Raw genomic sequence first — 18,797 nt, forward strand, 5'->3', positions numbered from 1 at the left:
GCTCGACGGCCATGCCTCGAGCCTAGGGCTCAGGAGCCGGTCGCGCGCTCCGCGTCCTCGCGCGCCTTGCGGGCCGCCTTGTCCGCCTCGTCGGCCTCGCGGGCGAGCTGCGCGTCGGACTCGGTGCGGCCCGAGGTCCACACGCCGGTGCCCTCGAGGTCGATGGTGCGGACGGTGCGGCGCGTCGCGGCCGGCTTGCCGACGTACGTCGGGAGCGTGACCGGGACCGGGTCCCACAGCGCCGGATCGACGATCGCGGCCATGCCGGCGGAGGTGTCGGCCATCGGGTCGGCGTCCTGCTCTTCCTTCTCATCCTCGACGAGGACGCGGCCCTCCATGGACCCGGCCTCGGCATCGGTCTCCATCGCAGTCGCGACGCGTGCGGCCGGCGACAGCGCCTTCCGCTCGCCCTTCACCATGATCCGGCAGGCGACCAGCCACGCGACCAGGAGGCCGGCCGGGATCGCGACGTACGCCCAGGCGACCACGCCGGACGCGGCGACGCCGGCCACCACCAGGTTCGCGACCAGGATGAGCGCCAGGACGTTGCGCCGGCGCTTGGTGGCCCGCTTGGCCGCTGCACGTCGGGCGCGGGCCTGCGCCGGGTCGAGCTCGGCCGTGGCGGCAGCGGTGGCTGCCGGCGCGGCGGTGTTGACGACCAGCCGGGCCGACCTGGGGCTCACCGGCTCACGCCGGGCCAGGACCCGCATCCGGTGCGAGAAGCCGTCGACGGACCGCGACGTGGCGCCGTCGCTGTGGTGACGGAGCGCCATGGGAACGAGGTAGACGGCCCACGCCACAGCGAGGGCGACGAAGATCAGTGCGCTCAGGTCCACGAGTCAGAGGTTAGGAGCGCTACCGCAGCTGGCTTCGGATGTCCACCAGTGTGTCGCAAAATCACTCATGTGACTCGTGGTGCTGGAGTCGTGCGAGCAGCCCGTCCGGCACCTCCTCGACAGTGACCGCATAGAGCCGGTGGTCGCGCCACTCGCCGTCGATGTGCAGGAACTTCGGCGCGTACCCGACCTCCCGCAGCCCGAGCTTCTCGACCACCCGCAGCGAGTTGGAGTTCTCCGGCCGGATCGCGACCTCGATCCGGTGCAGCCCGGCGGCGGTGAAGCAGTGGTCGATCACCAGCGCGACGGCGCGCGGCATCACGTCGTGCCCGGCGTGCTCCCGGTCCAGCCAGTAGCCGATCGAGCCGAACTGCGCCGAGCCACGCACCACGTTGTTGACCGTCACCTGGCCCGCGAACCTCCCGTCCACGTCGATGGCGAACGGGTACGTCGTGCCGGCGCGGGCCTGCCGGTGCAGCCGCCAGACCAGCGCGCGGAACGACGAGGGCCGGGCGTCGGCGCCCGGTGGGACGGTGGCGTCCCAGGGCCGGAGCCACGCGGCGTTGCGCCGCCGGGCGTCACGCCAGGAGCGCGCGTCGGAGTAGGCGAGCGGACGGACGGTGACCTCGCCGGCGGTGAGCCGGGCCGGCCACGCGCTCGACCACTGCCTCAATGGTCACTCCCCACGACCTGTTCGGCAGCGTGCACGAGGATCGGCCGGAGCACGGCGATCGCGTCCTTCACGCCGCCGCGCGAGCCGGGCAGGTTCACGACCAGGCTGGTGCCGACCACGCCCGCCAGCCCGCGCGAGAGCACGGCGGTCGGCACACCCTGCGCGACGCCGTACGCCCGGATCGCCTCGGCGATGCCCGGCACCTCGCGGTCGAGCAGCGTCCGGGTCACCTCGGGGGTCCGGTCGGTCGGGGTGAGGCCGGTGCCGCCAGTGGTCAGCACCACACGAGCGCCGCCGTCGGCAGCGGCGCGGATCGCCGCGCCCACCGGCTCGCCGTCCGGTACGACGACGGGCGGCTGGACCGCGAAGCCGAGCCCGCGCAGGAAGTCCACGAGCAGCGGCCCGGTGGTGTCCTCGTAGACACCGGCCGCGGCGCGGTTGGACGCGACCACGACCTCGGCCCGCAGGCTGGTCATCGCGACCAGTCCCCCGACTTCCCGCCGGACTTGGCCTCGACACGCACCTCGGTGATGACCGCGGACTTGTCGACGGCCTTGACCATGTCGACCACGGTGAGTCCGGCGACCGCGACGGCGGTGAGCGCCTCCATCTCGACGCCGGTCCGGTCGGAGGTCTTGACCGTCGCGGTTATCTCGACGGCGTCGTCGGCGACGGTCAGGTCCAGGGTCACGCCGGAGATCGCGAGCGGGTGGCAGAGAGGGATCAGCGCGGGCGTCTGCTTCGCGCCCATGATCCCGGCGATCCGCGCCACCGCGAGTGCATCACCCTTGGGCACGCCCTCGGCGCGCAGCAGCGCCACCACCTCGGCCGAGACGAGCACCCGGCCGGACGCGGTCGCCGTACGTGCCGTGACGTCCTTGCCGGACACGTCGACCATCCGCGCGGCGCCGGACTCGTCGACGTGCGTCAGGCCTCCCGGATCCGGCAGAGCGGACATCAGAACTCCTCGTCGAGCCTCAGCACCTGGACCTGCTCGCCGGCCGCGATCCGGGCCACGCCCTCGGGCACCACGACCAGCGCGTCGGACTGTGCCAGATCGCCGATCAGGTGGGAACCGTGTCCGCCGACCGGCGTCACGGCGGGGCCGGCCTTGTCGACGGCGTACGACGCGCGGGCGAACTGCCGGCGGCCGTCCGGCGAGGTGAGGTCATGGGTGAGCCGCGCCGTGGTGGTCGGACGCGCGTAGGGCCGCAGCCCCATCAGCTTGCGGATCGCGGGGAGCACGAAGGTCTCGAAGGAGACGTAGGAGGAGACCGGGTTGCCCGGCAGCGTGAAGATCGGCGTGCCGTCGTCGCCGAGCCGGCCGAAGCCCTGCGGCTTGCCGGGCTGCATCGCGACACCGCCGAACCACACCGACCCGAGTGGGGCGAGCGCCTCCTTCACGACGTCGAAGTCGCCCTGCGACACCCCGCCACTGGTGACCACGAGGTCGGCGCGGACCAGCTGGTCGTCGAGAGCCTCGAGGAACGCCCGCGGCTCGTCGGGCACGATGCCGACGCGGTACGCGATCGCGCCCGCTCGCCGCGCGGACGCCGCGAGCAGGAACGAGTTGCCGTCGTAGATCGAGTCGTGGCCGAGCTCGGCGCCGGGCTCCCGGAGCTCCGACCCGGTCGAGATCACCACCACCCGGGGACGGGGCCGGGCGGGCACGGTCGGACGCCCCACGGCCGCGAGCAGCCCGAGGTGGCGCGGGCCGAGCACGGTGCCCTCGGAGACGAGCACGTCGCCGACCCGCACGTCGTCGCCGACCGGCCGGACGTGCTGGCGGTACGACGGGGCGCGCTCGATGCGCACCTGCGCGACGCCGCGGTCGGTCCACTCGTACGGCACCACGGAGTCCGCCCCGGCCGGGACCGGGGCACCGGTCATGATCTTGACCGCGGTCCCCGGCGACATCGCGAGCAGCTGCGCCTGGCCGGCCCCGATCTCGCCGACCACGGGCAGGTGCACCGGGGCCTCGGCCGAGGCCGTGGCGACGTCCTGGTGCCGGACGGCGTACCCGTCCATGGCGGAGTTGTCGAAGGAGGGCAGGTCGATCGTCGCGACCACGTCCTCGGCAGCGGCGAGCCCGAGCGCCTCCATCAGCGGCTGGGGGTAGGCCGGCAGCGGCTCGATGGCCGCCAGGATCCGCGCGAGGTGGTCGTCGACCGTGGTCAGGCCGTCAGCCATCGGCACCGTCGGCACCGTCGGTCGAGAGGACGGTGTCGGCGCCGACCCGCTGGGCCGAAGTGGCGTCGAGCTCGACGTCGCCGATCACCTGGACGCCGTGGCCGAAGGTCCAGTCCCCGGAGACCTTGAGCGAGCCCGCCTTCTTCAGCGAGGGCGCGCCCTCGGGGAAGCGCTTGTCGAAGTCGCGCACCAGCTTGTAGTGCTCGCTGTCCAGGTCGACGTACGGCACCTCGGCGGCGGCCTGGTCGAGCACGAAGTCGCCGCGGATGTCGTAGACGTCGGACCGCAGTACCAGCAGGTCGTTGGTGGTCTTCACCGGCACGAACCGGTCGCGGCCGACCTCGATCAGCCGGGAGTCGTCGAAGACCTCGACGGCGGCGCCCATCGCGGTCTCGACCTGGATCACCTCGGGGGTGGACCTGTCGCCCGGGTCGACGTTCTTGACGTTGCGGATCAGCGGCAGCCCGAGGATGCCGTCGCGCACGTCGAGGGCGTGCTTCATCGCGGCCAGGTCGAACCAGAGGTTGTTCGTCGAGGCGAACCGGTGCCGGTCCAGGTCGGCGAGCGCCGCCTGGTCCTCGGCCGGCGTCTGGGCGGTCTCGCGGAGCACGATCCGGCCGTCGGCCTTGCGGCGGGCGAAGTGGCCGCCCTTGCGGTCCGACGGCGTACGGCGTACCGCCTCGATCGCGAACGGCGCCCCGGTGCCGGCGAACCAGCCCGCGATCCGGGGCTCGGGCACGGCGCCGAGGTTGTCGGAGTTCGAGACGAAGACCCGCTCGTAGCCGGCGGCGATCAGCTTGTCGAGCAGGCCGGAGCCACGCATCGCGGTGTAGAGGTCGCCGTGGCCGGGCGGGCACCACTCGAGGTCGGGGTCCTTGGGCCAGCTCACCGGCGTGAGGTCCTTGACCAGCAGCTTGGGCTCCTTGTTCTGCAGGAACTCCAGCGGCAGCCCCTCGACCGGGAGACCGTCGTACCGTGCCAGGGCGGCCATCGTGTCGGCCGAGGTCCGGAAGCTGTTCATGAAGAGCAGCGGGAGCGTCGCGTCGTACTCCTCGCGCAGGTGCAGGACCTGGCGGGCGATCACGTCGAGGAAGGACAGGCCGCGGCGCACGCACAGCAGCGACTTGGCTCGGTCCATGCCCATCGAGGTGCCGAGGCCACCGTTCAGCTTGATCACGGCCGTGCTGCGGATGGCCGCGGCGGCGGCCTCGTCGGAGACGTCGACGCCGGCGAGCGACTCCATGTCGACGGGCTCGATCGACGCCTCCGGGATCATCCCGGTCTCACCGTGCTCGAGGAGCCGGTAGTAGTGAGCGAACGTGTCGATCGCCACCGGGTCGACCCCGGCCGCCGTCATCTTGTCGCGTGCCTTGTTCAGGCCAGCACTTCCCATGCTCACGATCGTAGGCTTCCCCCGTGAAGGGCACGCAATCACCCGCGAAGATCGCGGTTCGGGACCGGTTGCTGACCGCCCGCAACCGCCGCCCGATCGCCGAGGTCGGCGCGGCGGCGCAGAAGCTCGCCGAGCACCTGCTGACCACGGTGGACGTACGGCGGGCGGCGACCGTGGCGGCGTACGTCTCGATGAACGGCGAGCCCGGCACCGGTCCCCTGCTCGACGGGCTGCGCCGGGCCGGCAAGCGGGTGATCCTCCCGGTCCTGCTGCCCGACGGCGACCTGGACTGGGCGGTGTACCGCGACGCCGGCGACCTGGCGCCCGCGCGGCTCGGGCTGCTGGAACCCATCGGCGAGCGGCTCGGCCCGGACGCGGTCGCGACCGCCGACGTGGTGATCGTGCCGGCGCTCGCGGTCTCGCCCACGGGCGTACGCCTCGGCCGCGGCGGCGGCTCCTACGACCGCGCCCTCGGCCGGGTGCCCGTCGGCACCTTCACCTGCGCCCTGCTCTACGACGGGGAGATCGGCCTCGACATCCCCGTGGAGCCCCACGACCGCCCGGTCCTCTTCGCGGCCACCCCCTCCGGCCTCCGCCCCCTCCGCCGTTGAGTCCCGACTCAACCGTCGGCAGGGGCAGGGAGGAGGGTGAGTACGTCGGCGCCGGCGCGCTCGACCGCGTCGGGGGAGAACGGCCACGGGAGGGTCCTGCCGTCGACGTACAGGTCGGTCTGGTCGGTGTAGTGCCGGTCGAAGGGGTGCCCGGAGACGCCGGTGAGGTTGATCCAGCGGGAGTCGTCCCAGTCGGCGAGCGACACGACCATCCGCATCGAGGGGGCGCTCTCGACGCCGTACCCCTCCGCGGCGTCCCACGACGACGCGTCGACGGTGGACGAGCCGCCGCCGACCTCCCAGCCGTCCCGGTTGACCAGCCACTCGACCGCGCCGGTGCCGGACTCGCCGAGTGACGGGCTGTGCAGGTCCAGCCGGTGCAGGTGCCCCCAGGTCCAGTCGTCGCTGTCCAGCGCCTGCCGCCGGGTCAGCTCGTCGCGCGCGTCGAGCATCGCCTGCCGCAGGATGTCGTCGCGGGTCTCGTCGACGTCGGCCGTGTTCGCGTCATCCCACCACGCGGAGCTCGGGTCGTGCAGCAGGTTCGTGACGACGGCGTACCACCGGTCCCCGCCGTCGGGCCAGATGCCGGTCGGCAGGTCGTCGTGGAAGGTGAGCGCCAGCAGGTTGCGCCACACCACGTTGAAGTACGCCGCGCCCGGGCTGTCGGCGTCCTGGTGGAAGTCCCAGGCCCGCAGCTGCTGCTGGCCCGCGGAGTAGTAGCCGTGCGGCAGGTCGACGTCGAGGAGGTACGGCGTGAGCTCGGCCGCCAGCGGGTGCAGGTCGTCCAGCTGCATGGCGAGCATGTCGTCCATCGACACCGTGCCGTCGCCGTCGAGCTGCCGCTGGAGCAGGTCACGGATCCGCTGCGAGCGGTAGCCCCGGTCCCAGTCGTCGGTGAGGAAGTAGGGGTAGTCCGGCCCGGTCACCGCCTGGTTCGCGGTCACCACGAACCCGTCCTCGGGGTCGAGCACGCTCGGCAGGCCGTCGAACGGCACGTCGTCGCCGGTCCAGTCGTCCTCCGGCTTCCAGCCCGCGGCCGGGAGCAGCCCGTCGTTGCCGGACTTGCGGATCGGGACGCGCCCGGGCGCCTGGTAGCCGATGTGACCGTCGCGGTCGGCGTACACCAGGTTCTGGGCCGGTACGTCGAACGACGCGGCCGCGGCCCGGAAGCTGTCCCAGTCCGTCGCGGCGTCGATCCCGAGGACGGCGTCCGCGGTCGGCGACGGCTGGAGCGCGGTCCACTGGAGCGCGACCGCGTATGTCCCGGCGCGCACCCCGGGCGGGTCCTCCCCCACGTCCGCGACGTCGTCGGCGACGTCGGAGAGCAGCGGCCCGTGCGCGGTGGACCGGACCGTCAGCGTGACGTCGTCCCCGTTGTCCACCTTGATCGTCTCGGTCCGGGTGCGCAGTGGTCGCCAGCGCCCGTCGTACCGCCACCGGTCGCCCTCGACCCGCTCGAGGTAGAGGTCGCTGACGTCGGGGCCGAGGTTGGTGAAGCCCCACGCGATGTCCCGGTTGTGGCCGATGATCACGCCGGGCACGCCGGAGAAGGTGAACCCGGCGACGTCCAGCGGGCAGTCGTCGGTGACCTCGCGGCAGTGCAGGCCCATCTGCATCCAGACACCGGGCAGCGAGACGCCGAGGTGCGGGTCGTTCGCGAGCAGCGGCTCGCCGGTGTCGGTGTGGTCCCCGGCGACGACCCAGCTGTTGCTGCCGAGGCCGTCGCCGTGGCCGAGCAGCGGCGGCAGCTTCGCAAGGCCGGCACGCAGCCGCGCCAGCGCGCCGCGCATGTCGGCGGTGTACGCCGGCCGGCGGGGGTTGCGCGTGCCCGGGCCGGTCGCGTCCTGCTCGAAGACGCCGTCGACCACGGCGCCCTGCCGCACGATCGGCGCGTGCGCGTCGTAGTCGTACGCCGGGTAGAGCTGCCGCACCTGGCGCGCGGTGTGCCCCGTCAGCGCCAGGACCCGGTCGATCTCGTCGGTCATGTTGCCGCGCAGGTCCCACGCCATCGCCTTCAGCCACGCCAGGGAGTCGACCGGTGTCCACGGCTCCGGCTCGTAGCCGAGGCCGCCGGCGTTGAGGACCGTGTACTCGACGGCGATCTGGCTGGGCGTGTGCGTGTCGAGGTAGGCGTTGACCCCGTCGGCGTACGCCTCGAGGGCGGCGCGGGTCCCCGGCGAGACCAGCGCGAGCTCCTGCCCGGCGACCCGGCGCCAGCCCATGGTGCGGACGTACTCGTCGCTCTCCAGCCCGGCCGTGCCGAACATCTCCGCGAGCCGTCCGGCGGTCGCGTGCCGACGGACGTCCATCTCGAAGAACCGCTCCTGGGCGTGCACGTAGCCCTGCGCCATCATCAGGTCGTCGACGGAGTCGGCGTAGACCTGCGGGATCCCGGCGTCGTCGCGCACCACGGTCACCTTCCCGGCGAGCCCGGGGACGTCGATCTCGCCGGTCGTCTGCGGGAACGGCTCCCGCACCAGGTGGACGGCGGTGAGCAGCGTCGCGATCAGGAGGACGACCACGCCGGCAGCGACGTACGTCGCGATCCGGGCCGCGCGCGGCCACCCCCGGAACCCCAGCCCACCAACCATGTCGCCGCTCATTGTGCCGTGTCGTACCATTGGCACTCGTCAGGGCCGAGTGCCAATGACCGGCCATCGCGGAGGAGAACCGTGCCGACCTACCAGTACGCCTGCACCGAGTGCGCCCATGCCTTCGACCAGGTCCAGAGCTTCTCGGACGACGCGCTCACCGAGTGCCCCGAGTGCCGCGGCCGGCTGCGCAAGGTGTTCAACGCGGTCGGCGTGGTGTTCAAGGGCTCGGGCTTCTACCGCACCGACAGCCGCTCCGGGAGCGCCTCGGACGCCCCCGCGGCCTCGACGACCGAGACGAAGACCGAGACGAAGGCCGGGACCAAGACGGAGACCAAGAGCGAGGCGAAGCCCGCAGCCGCGGCCGCCTCGACGTCCTCCGACTGAGGGCCCTGTGGAGGGCCGACGCGCCGCCGGCTGATCCCGCCTAGCGTCGCGGCATGCGCCGCCTCGCCCCGATCCTCCGCCCGGTACGCCGGGCCGTGCTCGCCCGGCGCCGGCTGCTGGCCGCGCTGCTGACCGCCGTCGCGGTCGCCACGGGCCTGCACGCGGCCACCGCCACCCCACCCCCCGAGGTGCGGGTCGTCGTCGCCGCGCGCGACCTCCCGTCCGGGACGGTCCTCGGCGACGACGACCTGCGCACCGTCGGCTTCCGACCCGGCTCGGTCCCCGCCGGTGTGGCCGCCGCGCCCGCGGGCCGCACCCTCGCAGCGCCGCTGCGCGCGGGCGAGCCGGTCACCGACGTCCGACTCGTCGGGCCGTCACTGACCGAGGGCTATCCCGGGCTGGCGGCCGTGCCGGTGCGGCTGCCGGACGCGGCGATGGCGGACCTGCTGGCGGTCGGCGACCGGGTGGATCTGGTCTCGGCAGATCCGCAGGGCAGCGGCGCGACGGTGGTGGCGTCCGGCGTACCGGTGCTGGCGCTCCCCGCCGGCGACGGCGAGGTCGGTGCCGCCGGGCTGACCGGCCGGCTGGTCGTGGTGGGCGCGGCGCCTGCGGACGTGGCGCGGATCGCGGACGCGTCGGTGCGGACCTTCCTCACGGTCGCGTTTCCCGGCTAGCGTGCGGGCATGACCGGCTTCAAGAACTTCATCCTCCGGGGCAACCTCGTCGAGCTGGCGGTTGCGTTGATCATGGCGCTCGCCTTCACCGCGGTGATCACCGCCACCGTCGACCTGATCATGGGCCTGATCGGGAAGGTCGGCGGCCAGCCGGACTTCACGGGCTGGACGCCGGGCGGTCTCCCCTTCGGCGCCTGGGTCACGGCGGTGATCAGCTTCGTGATCATCGCGGCCGTCGTCTACTTCCTCATCGTGATGCCCTACACCAAGGCCAACGAGAAGTTCTTCCCTGCCGAGGACCCGGGCACCCCCGTGGACATCCAGCTGCTGGAGGAGATCCGCGACCTCCTGGCCGCACAGCAGGGCCGTCCGCCGACGATCTGATCAGGTCCCGTGGTGCGGGGGCACCTGGTCCCGCAGCCACTGGTCGCCGTCCCGCTCCTGCGCCGGCGCGTCGTCCCGCTCGTCGCTCGTGGTCTCCGGGAGCGCGTCGCCGAACACCTCGGCGAGCCGCTTGCGGCGCTCCCAGGCGGTCTCGGACTGGCGCTCGGTCATGGGCGCTGCCTCATCTGCGCTGCCTCATGTGCACAGGCCGGCGTCCTCGAGCGCCTGCTTGTCGGCCTCGTTCTTGCCACCGTTGCCGGACGAGGAGGGCGACCCGGAGCCGGGCACGTTGCCCGCGCTGATCACGTCGTCGCTGAGCTTCTTGGTCAGCGGCTCGTCGTGGGCGATCTTCTTCCACACCTGCTTGGCCTCGGGCTGCTTCCAGACCAGGCGGTTGGGGTCGGCCGGGTCCGGCACGTTCGGGATCGTGATGAACTGGATGTTGTCGAGCCCGATGTTCTTGAACTGGATGCCGAGCTTGGTGATGTCCACGAGGTTGTCGAAGCCCTTGTCGACGGTCAGCGACTTCGTCGCGGCGTCGAGGAACCGCAGCAGGTGGTCCGGTCGGGCCAGGGTGCCGGCGGTGACGACCTGGTGGGCCATCGAGGCGATGAACGCCTGCTGGCGCTTCATCCGCCCGATGTCGGAGCCGTTGCCGACGACGTACCGCTCCCGCACGTAGTTGAGGGCCTCCTTGCCCTTGATCTTGCGGGTGCCCGCCGGGATGTTGATGCCGTGCGAGGGGTCGACGATCGGCTCGGGGATGCAGACCTCGACGCCGCCGATCGCGTCGACCATGCCCTGGAAGCCCTCGAAGTTGACCACGACGAAGTGGTCGAGGCGGATCCCCGTCAGCTGCTCGAACTGCTGGATGGTGCAGGCCGGCCCGCCGAGGCCGAACGCCTCGTTCCACATCACGTTGTCCGCGCCGGGGATCGTCGACCCGTCCTGGGCCTTGCAGTCCGGTCGGTCGACCAGGAGGTCGCGCGGGATCGAGATGCCGTACGCCCGCTCCCGGTCCGCCGAGAGGTGGAACAGGATCGTGGTGTCCGAGCGCTGCCCGCCGCCGGTCAGGTTGTCGATGTTGCAGCCGGCGCAGTCACGGCTGTCCGACCCCATCACGAGCACGTTGAGCGGCTCCTGCGGCCCGGTGACGGCGAACTTGTCCGGCCGGTTCTCCAGCTGCGAGGTGATGTCGATGCCGTTGAGGTTGCCGCTGAGGTGCCGGTAGAGCCAGATGGTGCCGAGACCGGTCACCATGGCGAGGACGAGCACGCTGGCGAGCAGCACCTTGCCGACCGTGTGCCGCTTGCGGACCTTGCCGCGGCGCTTGGGGACGACGGGGTCGCGCTCGGCGCTCTCAGGCGCAGCGTCGGACATCGTCGAACCTCGTGGTCTCGGGGACAGGGCCGTCGTCAACGTACGGCCCGAACCTTAAGTCTCCCTGTGACCAGCGCGTTCAAACAAAACGTCGGTACGCCGAGCCGGCCCGCCAGCCCCACGTGAAACACTGTGCGCCGACGTCACACCGGCGTCGCTGCCCCAGTAGCTCAGCGGATAGAGCAGCCGCCTCCTAAGCGAAAGGTCGCAGGTTCGACTCCTGCCTGGGGCACCAACCACGTGTGTTACGTCGCCTGAGAGGCGACATTCGGGCTCGCGGTCACCGTCGTGCAGGTGCTGCTGGACTGACGTGGATGACGGCATCGGTCAGCCTGGCGATGCCCGCCACGAGGCGGTCCTGGGCGTGGTGGCTGATGTCGTGGGCGGCGACCACGTCGAGGTCGTCAGCGACCACGATGCCCGCGTCGGCGCTCATCCGGTGCCCGAGCCACCGCAGCCGGACGTGCTCGACCTCGAGGACGCCGGGCGTGGCGGCGAGGATGCCACGGGCCCGATCGGTCGTCGTCGGGTCGACGGCGTCCATGAGACGCCGGTAGATGTCGCGCGCCGCGCCGCGCAACACCACCAGGATCGCCAGGGTGATGAGAAGGCCGACCAGGGGGTCGGCGAGCGGGAACCCGACCAGCACCCCGATTGCGCCCAGCACGACCGCCAGGGAGGTGAACCCGTCGGTGCGGGCGTGCAGACCGTCCGCGACCAGCGCCGCCGAGCCGATCTGGCGCCCGACCCGGATGCGGTAGGACGCGACGACCTCGTTGCCGACGAACCCGATGACCCCGGCAGCCATCAGCACCCAGGGATGCCCGAGATCGGCGGGGTCGAGGAGCCGGCGGATCGACTCGACTCCGGCGACCACGGCCGACGCGGCGATCATCGCGATGATGAAGATGCCGGCCAGGTCCTCGGCGCGGCCGTACCCGTAGGTGAACCGTGCGTTCGGGCGGCGGCGGGAGAGCGCGAACGCGACCCACAGTGGGACGGCGGTCAGCGCGTCGGAGAAGTTGTGGATGGTGTCGGCCAGCAGGGCGACCGATCCGGTGACGGCGACGAGGACCGCCTGGACGAGCGCGGTGAGGCCGAGGACGACGAGGCTGGTCTTGACCGCTCGGATGCCCTGGGAGCTGGCCTCGAGGGCATGGTCCACCGAGTCCGCCGCATCGTGGCTGTGCGGCCGGAACAGCTCGGACAGCCAGCCCTTCACGCCGCCTGCATGCCCGTGGTCGTGGCCCTGGTCGTGCTCGTGCTCGTGGTCGTGGTCGTGGTGGGTGGATCTCATGGTGGTGCTCCGATGGACTCGACCTGGCGGGGCTGAAGGGCGCGGGCGCCGACGCCGACCATCGTAGAACACATGAAGAAGCGCTCATATTTGGCGTACGGTTGGCTCGTGGGACACCAGCGCAACGGCAACCGACTCGCAGGAGCAGCACGCGACCGGCTGGGCGACGACGACGCCACCACCGTTGCGGCAGTCCTTCACGGACTCGCGACCCCCAGCCGTCTCCACCTCATCGTTGCTCTCCAGCACGGGCCGCGCACGGTGGGTGAGCTCATCGCCGCGGTCGACATGTCCCAGTCCGCCGTGTCCCACCAGCTGCGGAAGCTGCGCGAGCTGCGATTCGTCGTTGCCGAACGTCACGGCCGCCACGTCGTGTACCGGCTGTTCGACGACCACGTCATCGACATCATCGACCAGGCCCTCTCGCACACCGAACACGTCCAGCTCGCAGGTGAACCGGTCCTCCGGCCGTGATCCTGCGTGGGCAGTACGCTCACCGCCCGGGGCACCCCTACTCGATGACCTCGAACCGGATCCCCGCCGCCTGCAGCCGCGCGAGCAGGTTGTCGCCCATCGCCTGCGCGGTGGTGACCTGGCCCGCGGTCGGGGGGTTGTCGTCCAGCGCGAGGCAGAGGGCGGACTCGGCGAGCATCTTCGCGGTCTCGGTGTAGCCGGGGTCGCCGCCGCTGACCCGGGTGTGCACGGTGCGGCCGTCGCCCTCGCCGACGAAGTCGACGCGGAACCACGACTTCGCGCGGCGCCCCTCGTCGGGACCCTCGCCCTGCGGCACCCTGCCGAGCAGGAAGTTCCGCACCGGCGGGACCTGGGCGGCACCGAACAGCGCGGCGACGCCGACCGCGCCGCCGACGGCGTACCGCAGCGTCCTGGTGCCGGCGTAGTGGGAGTAGCTGAAGTCGGGGCCGTACGCCGGGAGCGCGGCGCCGCTGCGGGCGACGACGAACGGGTCGATGGTGGGCAGTGGGAGCAGCCAGTACTTCAGCAGCGGGTCGCGGTGCGGCTTGCCGGACACGGCGCGCGACCTGCGGCCCTCGGGTCGCGGCTCCGCCCGGCGGCGCTCCTGCATCACGGCGCGCATCTGGCGGGCCCGGGAGAACTGGCCGAGGGCTGAATGGATGGTGCCGCCGGACGCCGTCGCGCCGGTGCGGACGACGCCGCGCATCCGCACGGGCCCGGAGGCGGCGAGCTCCTGGACGCAGTGCATCGCGCCGAGGTCGTGCGGGATCGAGTCGAAGCCGCAGGCATGCACGAGCCGGGCGCCGGTGCGCTCAGCCGTGGCGTGGTGCTGCAGGTAGACCCGGTCCACGAACTCCGGCTCGCCGGTGAGGTCGACGTAGTCGGTCCCGGCCTCGGCGCAGGCGGCGACCAGCGGCTCGCCGTGCTCGAGGTAGGGCCCGACGGTCGTGATCACCACGCGGGTGCTCGCCGCGAGGTCGGCCAGGGAGGCGGGGTCGCTGGTGTCGGCGTGCAGCAGCGGCACGTCCACCCCGATCCGGTCCCGGACGGCCTCGAGCCTGGCCGGGTTGCGCCCGGCGAGCGCCCAGCGCAGGCCCGCCGGTGCGTGCCGGGCGAGGTACTCGGCGGTCAGCCCACCGGTGAAGCCGGTCGCGCCGACCAGGACGACGTCGTGCTCGCGGTTCGCGGAGGTCATGGAGGCCATGCTGGCAGGTGCGTGGGCGACGTACGCTCGGGGCATGTGCCGGAACATCCGCCCCCTGAACAACTTCGAGCCGCCGGCGACCCGCGACGAGGTGAGCGCGGCTGCGCTGCAGTACGTCCGCAAGGTGAGCGGCACGACGAAGCCGAGCCAGGCGAACCAGGCAGCGTTCGACCGCGCGGTCGCCGAGATCGCGCACATCACCGAGCACCTGCTCGACGACCTGGTGACCACGGCGCCGCCGAAGGACCGCGACGTCGAGGCCGCCAAGGCCCGCGCGCGCGCCGAGCTCCGCTACGCCCGGTGATCGAGGCCCTCGACCTCCTGCACGGCCGTCCGCTGGTCGTGCTGACCGGCGCCGGGCTGTCCACGGACTCCGGGATCCCGGACTACCGCGGGCCTGGCTCCCCGTCGCGGCTCCCGATGACCTACCAGGAGTTCGTCTCCGGACCGGCCGCCCGGCAGCGGTACTGGGCGCGCAGCCACCTCGGCTGGGGACGGATGCGGCGGGCCGACCCCAACCCCGGCCACCTCGCGCTCGCCGAGATCGCGCCCGAGCTGCTGATCACCCAGAACGTCGACGGCCTGCACGAGCGCGCCGGCACCCCACGCCTGGTGGCGCTGCACGGCCGGATCGCCGACGTGGTCTGCCTCGGCTGCCGGCAGACGTCGGCGCGGGCGGCCCTGCAGCAGCGCCTGGCGGAGCTGAACCCCGGCTTCGCGGAGCGGTACGCCGACGTGGCGGTCCGCCCGGACGGCGACGTCGACCTCGAGGAGACCGCCGGGTTCGTCGTACCGCCGTGTGCCGCGTGCGGCGGCGTGCTGAAGCCGGACGTCGTGTTCTTCGGGGAGAACGTCCCCGCGCCGCGCGTCGAGCGGTGCTACGCGGCGGTCGACGGCCTCGCCGGCACGGGCGGTGCCCTCCTCGTGGCGGGCTCGAGCCTCACCGTGATGTCCGGCTTCCGCTTCGTGCGGCGCGCCGCGAAGGCCGGTGTCCCGGTGGTGATCGTCAACCGCGGACAGACCAGGGGCGACGAGCTGGCCACCTGCAAGGTCGAGGCCGGGTGCAGTGAGTTCCTGGCGGGGCTCAGGTCGTCACGAGCTGCCGCGTGATCGACCGCCCGGTCATCCCGTCCCGAGGTCCTCGGCGATGATCCAGCCCGCACCGCTCTTCTCCATCCGCAGCTGCCGGGTCTCGGAGTCGTCCCCGTTGTAGGTGAGCTCGACCGACACGACGTCGTCCGAGAGTGACGTCCCGCCCACCTCGACCGACTCGATCCCGCCCCAGAACGCGGCGTAGTTGCCGTACCCGTGGGCGCTCGCCCGCGCCTGCGGCCCCAGCATCTGCCACGCGTCCTCCGTGTCGTCGGGCAGGAGACCGTAGTAGGCCTCGACCGCCTGCTCGGGATCGGTCGCGACGGGCACCGACCCGGTCGGCGACGCCTCCGCCGGGGCGGTCGCCGTCGTCGTCACCGTCGCCGTCGCCGTGGACGGCTCCCCGGAGGGCGTGGACGACCGGCTGGTCGAGGTCTTCGGATGCCCGGCCGAGGAGCCTCCCGCGGGGTCGTCGGAGCGCAGCGCATACGCCGCCGCGGCGACGCCGCCCACGAGCAGGAGGACCACGAGCGCGACGACCAGCGGCCACCGCGTGCGGTGCCCGGTGCCGTCGTCCGGCGGGGACGCCGCGGCCGTCCCCGCCACCGGGGTGTCGGGTCCGGGGCGTCGTGGCGCCGTCTCGAGCGTGGCCGGCGCCCGGTGCTGCTCGTGCAACCGCCTCAGCGCGTGGGCGGCATCGGCCATCGACCACCGCGAGACCGGGTCCGGGTCCAGCATCCGGCCGATCGCGTCGGTCAGGAACCCGGCATGCGCGGGCGGAGCCGGCCGGGTCTCCGCGATGGCGGTCAGCGTGGCGATCACGTTGCCCCGGTCCTCGATGGGCGGGGAGCCCTCGACGGCGGCGTAGAGGGTGGCGCCGAGCGCCCAGACGTCGTCCGCCGGAGTCGGGGCCAGACCCCGGGCCAGCTGCGGCGAGAAGTACAGAGGGGTGCCCATCACCATCCCGGTCTGCGTCAGCTGGGCGTCACCCGCGGTGCGGGCGATCCCGAAGTCGCTGATCTTCGCGACGTCACCGTCGATGAGGACGTTGCCCGGCTTGACGTCGCGGTGGACGGTCCCGCGCGCGTGCGCAGCGGCCAGCCCGTCGGCCACCTGGGCACCGATGGACGCCACCCGTTCGGGGTCGAGCCGACCCTCCCGCGCCATCAGCTCCGAGAGCGTGGAGCCGGGCACGTACTCCATCACCAGCCAGATGTGGTCGTCGACCTCCACGGCGTCGTAGACCGATACGACGTGCGGATGGTTGAGGGCGGCCGACGAGCGGGCTTCGCGCAGGGCACGGGCGAGGTCGGGTGCCGACTCGCCGGGCATCAGGCCGACCTGCTTGACCGCGACCTCCCGGCCCAGGACCTCGTCCCGGCACAGCCACACCGTGCCCATCCCGCCCCGGCCGATGGCGCGCTCGACGTGGTAGCGCCCCGCGATGGTCTCCGGTGGCATGCGGGGGCGGTACCCGCACCGGGCCAGGGTGAAGCCTGTCGCGGTCGCGACGCGGGTCGAGGCCGCTCAGAGCTTCCGGACGAAGATGTGGGCGGCCGCCTCGGGCTCGATCTCGGCGGTCTCGCCGCCGGAGCCGACCAGGATGCCCTCGGCGGTCGCGACCACGGTGACGGTCTTGTCGGGGAGGGCGCCGACCCGGCGCATCGCGCTCATCAGCACCTCGTCCTTCTGCATCTCCTCGGAGATGCGGCGGACCAGGACCCGGCCCTCCTGCGGGCTGGCGGCGGTGGAGAGCGGCTCGACGCCGTCCATGAACTCCTCGCCGACCTCGCTCTCGCCGAGCTCGTCCAGGCCCGGGATCGGGTTGCCGTACGGCGACTCGGTCGGGTGGTCGAGCAGCTCGAGGAGCCGCCGCTCGACGGTCTCCGACATCACGTGCTCCCAGCGGCAGGCCTCCTCGTGCACGAGCTCCCACTCGAGGCCGATCACGTCGGTCAGCAGCCGCTCGGCCAGCCGGTGCTTGCGCATCACCCGGGTGGCCAGCCGGTCACCCTCGTCGGTGAGCTGGAGGTGGCGGTCCCCCTCGACGGTGAGCAGCCCGTCGCGCTCCATCCGCGCCACCGTCTGGGACACGGTCGGGCCGCTCTGGTGGAGTCGCTCGGCGATCCGGGCACGCAGCGGGACGATGCCCTCCTCGACCAGCTCGTAGATGGTCCTGAGGTACATCTCGGTGGTGTCGATCAGATCGCTCACGTCGCTCATTCTGTCCCATGCCTCCAGCGGCTGGCAGGCTGGCGGGTGATGCCCTCCGTGATGTGGTTCCGCCGCGACCTGCGGCTCCGTGACAACCCCGCGCTCGTCGATGCCGCCGCGGACGGGCCGGTCCTCCCGCTGTTCGTGCTCGACCCCGCGCTCTGGGGGCCGGCCGGCCCGAGCCGGCGGGCGTACCTCGCGGCGTCGCTCCGCGCCCTCGACGCGCCGGTCGCGGTCGTGGCGGGCGACCCGGTACGCCGGGTGCTGCTGGCCGCGCAGTCGGTGGCGGCCGAGCGGGTGCACGTCGCCGCGGACTTCGGGCCGTACGGCGCCCGCCGGGACGCCGCGGTCGAGGCGGCGCTGGCCGAGCACGGGGTCGAGCTGGTGCGCACCGGCTCGCCGTACGCCGTCGGGCCGGGACGGGTGACCAGCGGCAGCGGCGAGCCGTACCGGGTCTACACGCCGTTCTCGCGCGCCTGGGCCGAGCACGGCTGGCGCGGGCCGGTCGACGCGCCGACGGGGGTCCGCTGGCTCGGGCTCGCCGGGGGCACCACCGACCTCCCGGAGCCGGCGCTGCCCGACGGCCTGGAGCTCCCCGCGGCCGGCGAGGAGGCCGCGCTGCGCCAGTGGCAGGACTTCCTCGACCGGGTCGACGGCTACGACGAGGAGCGGGACCGGCCCGACCTGGACTCCACGTCGCGGATGTCGGTCCACCTGCGGTGGGGCGAGGTGCATCCGCGGACCCTGCTCGCCGACCTGGCCCGCAGGCGCAGCGCGGGCGCCGCGACGTACCGCAAGGAGCTGGCCTGGCGCGAGTTCTTCGCCGACGTGCTGGCGGCGCGACCGGAGACGGCCCGGGAGTACCTGCGGCCCGAGTACGCCCGGATGCGGCACGACGAGCCGGGCCCGCTGCTGACGGCCTGGCAGGAGGGCCGCACCGGCTTCCCGATCGTCGACGCCGGCATGCGCCAGCTCCGGGCGACCGGCTGGATGCACAACCGGGTGCGCATGGTGGTCGCGAGCTTCCTCGTCAAGGACCTGCACCTGGAGTGGCAGCACGGCGCCCGGCACTTCATGCGCTGGCTGGCCGACGCCGACCTCGCCTCCAACCAGCAGAACTGGCAGTGGGCGGCGGGCAGCGGGGTCGACGCGGCGCCGTACTTCCGGGTCTTCAACCCGACCACCCAGGGCCGCACGTTCGACCCCGCCGGCAGTTACGTGCGCCGCTGGGTGCCGGAGCTCGCGGACGCCGCGGACCCGCACGACCCGAGCCTCGAGGACCGGCGCGCGGCCGGCTACCCCGAGCCGGTCGTCGACCACGCCGCGGAGCGACGCGAGGCGCTGGCGAGGTGGGAGGCCATCCGGTGACGGCGCGCGTGCCCGCGTGAGTCCCGCCG

At 72.9% G+C, this 18,797-nt stretch carries 21 protein-coding genes and 1 tRNA gene; 9 read left to right on the forward strand and 13 right to left on the reverse strand.

The features are described 5' to 3' along the window. Positions 1-29 precede the first annotated feature (29 nt). The 6 genes from sepX to ACVW2K_RS00030 form a co-directional block, all read right to left on the reverse strand. Positions 30-836 carry a divisome protein SepX/GlpR gene (gene sepX / locus ACVW2K_RS00005; RefSeq protein WP_457201074.1) on the reverse strand — a complete coding sequence of 269 codons (807 nt, stop codon included), beginning with the start codon at positions 834-836 and terminating at the stop codon, positions 30-32. Positions 837-897: 61 nt separating this feature from the next. Continuing rightward, positions 898-1,509, reverse strand: coding sequence for a GNAT family N-acetyltransferase (locus ACVW2K_RS00010; protein WP_457201075.1), 612 nt, complete (start codon positions 1,507-1,509; stop codon positions 898-900). Continuing rightward, complete coding sequence (locus tag ACVW2K_RS00015; protein ID WP_457201076.1) at positions 1,506-1,985, reverse strand: MogA/MoaB family molybdenum cofactor biosynthesis protein; 480 nt, start codon at positions 1,983-1,985, stop codon at positions 1,506-1,508. Before ACVW2K_RS00015 ends, ACVW2K_RS00010 begins: the two co-directional genes overlap by 4 nt. Next, positions 1,982-2,467 carry a cyclic pyranopterin monophosphate synthase MoaC gene (moaC, locus tag ACVW2K_RS00020; protein WP_457201077.1) on the reverse strand — a complete coding sequence of 162 codons (486 nt, stop codon included), beginning with the start codon at positions 2,465-2,467 and terminating at the stop codon, positions 1,982-1,984. The genes ACVW2K_RS00015 and moaC overlap by 4 nt, the downstream gene beginning before the upstream one ends. Further along, a complete protein-coding gene (gene glp, locus ACVW2K_RS00025) occupies positions 2,467-3,699 on the reverse strand; it encodes a molybdotransferase-like divisome protein Glp (RefSeq protein ID WP_457201078.1) in 1,233 nt (410 codons plus the stop codon). Before glp ends, moaC begins: the two co-directional genes overlap by 1 nt. Beyond that, positions 3,692-5,092, reverse strand: coding sequence for a UTP--glucose-1-phosphate uridylyltransferase (locus ACVW2K_RS00030; RefSeq protein WP_457201079.1), 1,401 nt, complete (start codon positions 5,090-5,092; stop codon positions 3,692-3,694). The genes glp and ACVW2K_RS00030 overlap by 8 nt, the downstream gene beginning before the upstream one ends. 23 nt (positions 5,093-5,115) lie before the next feature. Between ACVW2K_RS00030 and ACVW2K_RS00035 the strand changes: the two genes are divergently transcribed. Next, positions 5,116-5,703: a 5-formyltetrahydrofolate cyclo-ligase gene (locus ACVW2K_RS00035; RefSeq protein WP_457201080.1), complete on the forward strand. Its 588-nt coding sequence runs from the start codon at positions 5,116-5,118 to the stop codon at positions 5,701-5,703. 8 nt (positions 5,704-5,711) lie between these two features. On the opposite strand, the gene ACVW2K_RS00040 is transcribed toward ACVW2K_RS00035, so the two are convergent. Next, complete coding sequence (locus tag ACVW2K_RS00040) at positions 5,712-8,294, reverse strand: penicillin acylase family protein (protein WP_457201081.1); 2,583 nt, start codon at positions 8,292-8,294, stop codon at positions 5,712-5,714. Positions 8,295-8,375: 81 nt separating this feature from the next. Here ACVW2K_RS00040 and ACVW2K_RS00045 point away from each other — a divergent pair, with 81 nt between their 5' ends. From ACVW2K_RS00045 to ACVW2K_RS00055, 3 genes are read left to right on the forward strand one after another with little or no spacing between them, the layout of a single operon-like run. Beyond that, positions 8,376-8,681 (forward strand): FmdB family zinc ribbon protein, encoded by a 306-nt coding sequence (locus ACVW2K_RS00045; RefSeq protein WP_457201082.1) that lies wholly within the window; start codon positions 8,376-8,378, stop codon positions 8,679-8,681. A gap of 53 nt (positions 8,682-8,734) precedes the next feature. Further along, the gene (locus ACVW2K_RS00050) at positions 8,735-9,355 is read left to right on the forward strand and encodes an SAF domain-containing protein (RefSeq protein WP_457201083.1); all 621 of its coding nucleotides are present in this window, start codon (positions 8,735-8,737) and stop codon (positions 9,353-9,355) included. A gap of 9 nt (positions 9,356-9,364) precedes the next feature. Then, a complete protein-coding gene (locus tag ACVW2K_RS00055) occupies positions 9,365-9,739 on the forward strand; it encodes an MscL family protein (protein ID WP_028637362.1) in 375 nt (124 codons plus the stop codon). Here ACVW2K_RS00055 and ACVW2K_RS00060 read toward each other — a convergent pair whose 3' ends face one another. Together ACVW2K_RS00060 and ACVW2K_RS00065 are read right to left on the reverse strand one after the other, a co-directional pair. Then, entirely contained in the window at positions 9,740-9,910 is a 171-nt protein-coding gene (locus ACVW2K_RS00060; protein WP_197025306.1) for a hypothetical protein, read from the reverse strand. Positions 9,911-9,934: 24 nt separating this feature from the next. Further along, the gene (locus ACVW2K_RS00065; protein WP_028637361.1) at positions 9,935-11,119 is read right to left on the reverse strand and encodes an LCP family protein; all 1,185 of its coding nucleotides are present in this window, start codon (positions 11,117-11,119) and stop codon (positions 9,935-9,937) included. 159 nt (positions 11,120-11,278) lie between these two features. Here ACVW2K_RS00065 and ACVW2K_RS00070 point away from each other — a divergent pair. Then, a tRNA-Arg gene (locus ACVW2K_RS00070) sits at positions 11,279-11,354 on the forward strand. Between the two features lie 45 nt (positions 11,355-11,399). Here the strand turns inward: ACVW2K_RS00070 and ACVW2K_RS00075 are convergent. Beyond that, a complete protein-coding gene (locus ACVW2K_RS00075) occupies positions 11,400-12,416 on the reverse strand; it encodes a cation diffusion facilitator family transporter (protein ID WP_457201084.1) in 1,017 nt (338 codons plus the stop codon). A 108-nt stretch (positions 12,417-12,524) separates the two neighbouring features. Here ACVW2K_RS00075 and ACVW2K_RS00080 point away from each other — a divergent pair, with 108 nt between their 5' ends. Beyond that, positions 12,525-12,890: an ArsR/SmtB family transcription factor gene (locus tag ACVW2K_RS00080; protein ID WP_457201085.1), complete on the forward strand. Its 366-nt coding sequence runs from the start codon at positions 12,525-12,527 to the stop codon at positions 12,888-12,890. Between the two features lie 37 nt (positions 12,891-12,927). Here ACVW2K_RS00080 and ACVW2K_RS00085 read toward each other — a convergent pair whose 3' ends face one another. Continuing rightward, complete coding sequence (locus tag ACVW2K_RS00085) at positions 12,928-14,085, reverse strand: saccharopine dehydrogenase family protein (protein WP_457201086.1); 1,158 nt, start codon at positions 14,083-14,085, stop codon at positions 12,928-12,930. A 43-nt stretch (positions 14,086-14,128) separates the two neighbouring features. On the opposite strand from ACVW2K_RS00085, the gene ACVW2K_RS00090 reads away from it, so the two are divergent. Together ACVW2K_RS00090 and ACVW2K_RS00095 are read left to right on the forward strand one after the other, a co-directional pair. Then, the gene (locus tag ACVW2K_RS00090) at positions 14,129-14,398 is read left to right on the forward strand and encodes a DUF2277 domain-containing protein (protein WP_028637357.1); all 270 of its coding nucleotides are present in this window, start codon (positions 14,129-14,131) and stop codon (positions 14,396-14,398) included. Continuing rightward, entirely contained in the window at positions 14,395-15,204 is an 810-nt protein-coding gene (locus ACVW2K_RS00095) for an NAD-dependent protein deacetylase (RefSeq protein WP_457201087.1), read from the forward strand. Before ACVW2K_RS00090 ends, ACVW2K_RS00095 begins: the two co-directional genes overlap by 4 nt. Before the next feature lie 12 nt (positions 15,205-15,216). Here the strand turns inward: ACVW2K_RS00095 and ACVW2K_RS00100 are convergent, their stop codons facing one another. Together ACVW2K_RS00100 and ACVW2K_RS00105 are read right to left on the reverse strand one after the other, a co-directional pair. Then, positions 15,217-16,647, reverse strand: coding sequence for a serine/threonine-protein kinase (locus ACVW2K_RS00100; protein ID WP_457201088.1), 1,431 nt, complete (start codon positions 16,645-16,647; stop codon positions 15,217-15,219). 66 nt (positions 16,648-16,713) lie between these two features. Further along, positions 16,714-17,400 carry a metal-dependent transcriptional regulator gene (locus tag ACVW2K_RS00105; RefSeq protein WP_028637356.1) on the reverse strand — a complete coding sequence of 229 codons (687 nt, stop codon included), beginning with the start codon at positions 17,398-17,400 and terminating at the stop codon, positions 16,714-16,716. A 48-nt stretch (positions 17,401-17,448) separates the two neighbouring features. On the opposite strand from ACVW2K_RS00105, the gene ACVW2K_RS00110 reads away from it, so the two are divergent. After that, the gene (locus ACVW2K_RS00110; protein ID WP_457201089.1) at positions 17,449-18,768 is read left to right on the forward strand and encodes a cryptochrome/photolyase family protein; all 1,320 of its coding nucleotides are present in this window, start codon (positions 17,449-17,451) and stop codon (positions 18,766-18,768) included. Positions 18,769-18,797 lie beyond the last annotated feature (29 nt).

Source organism: Nocardioides sp. HB32 (assembly GCF_054058995.1).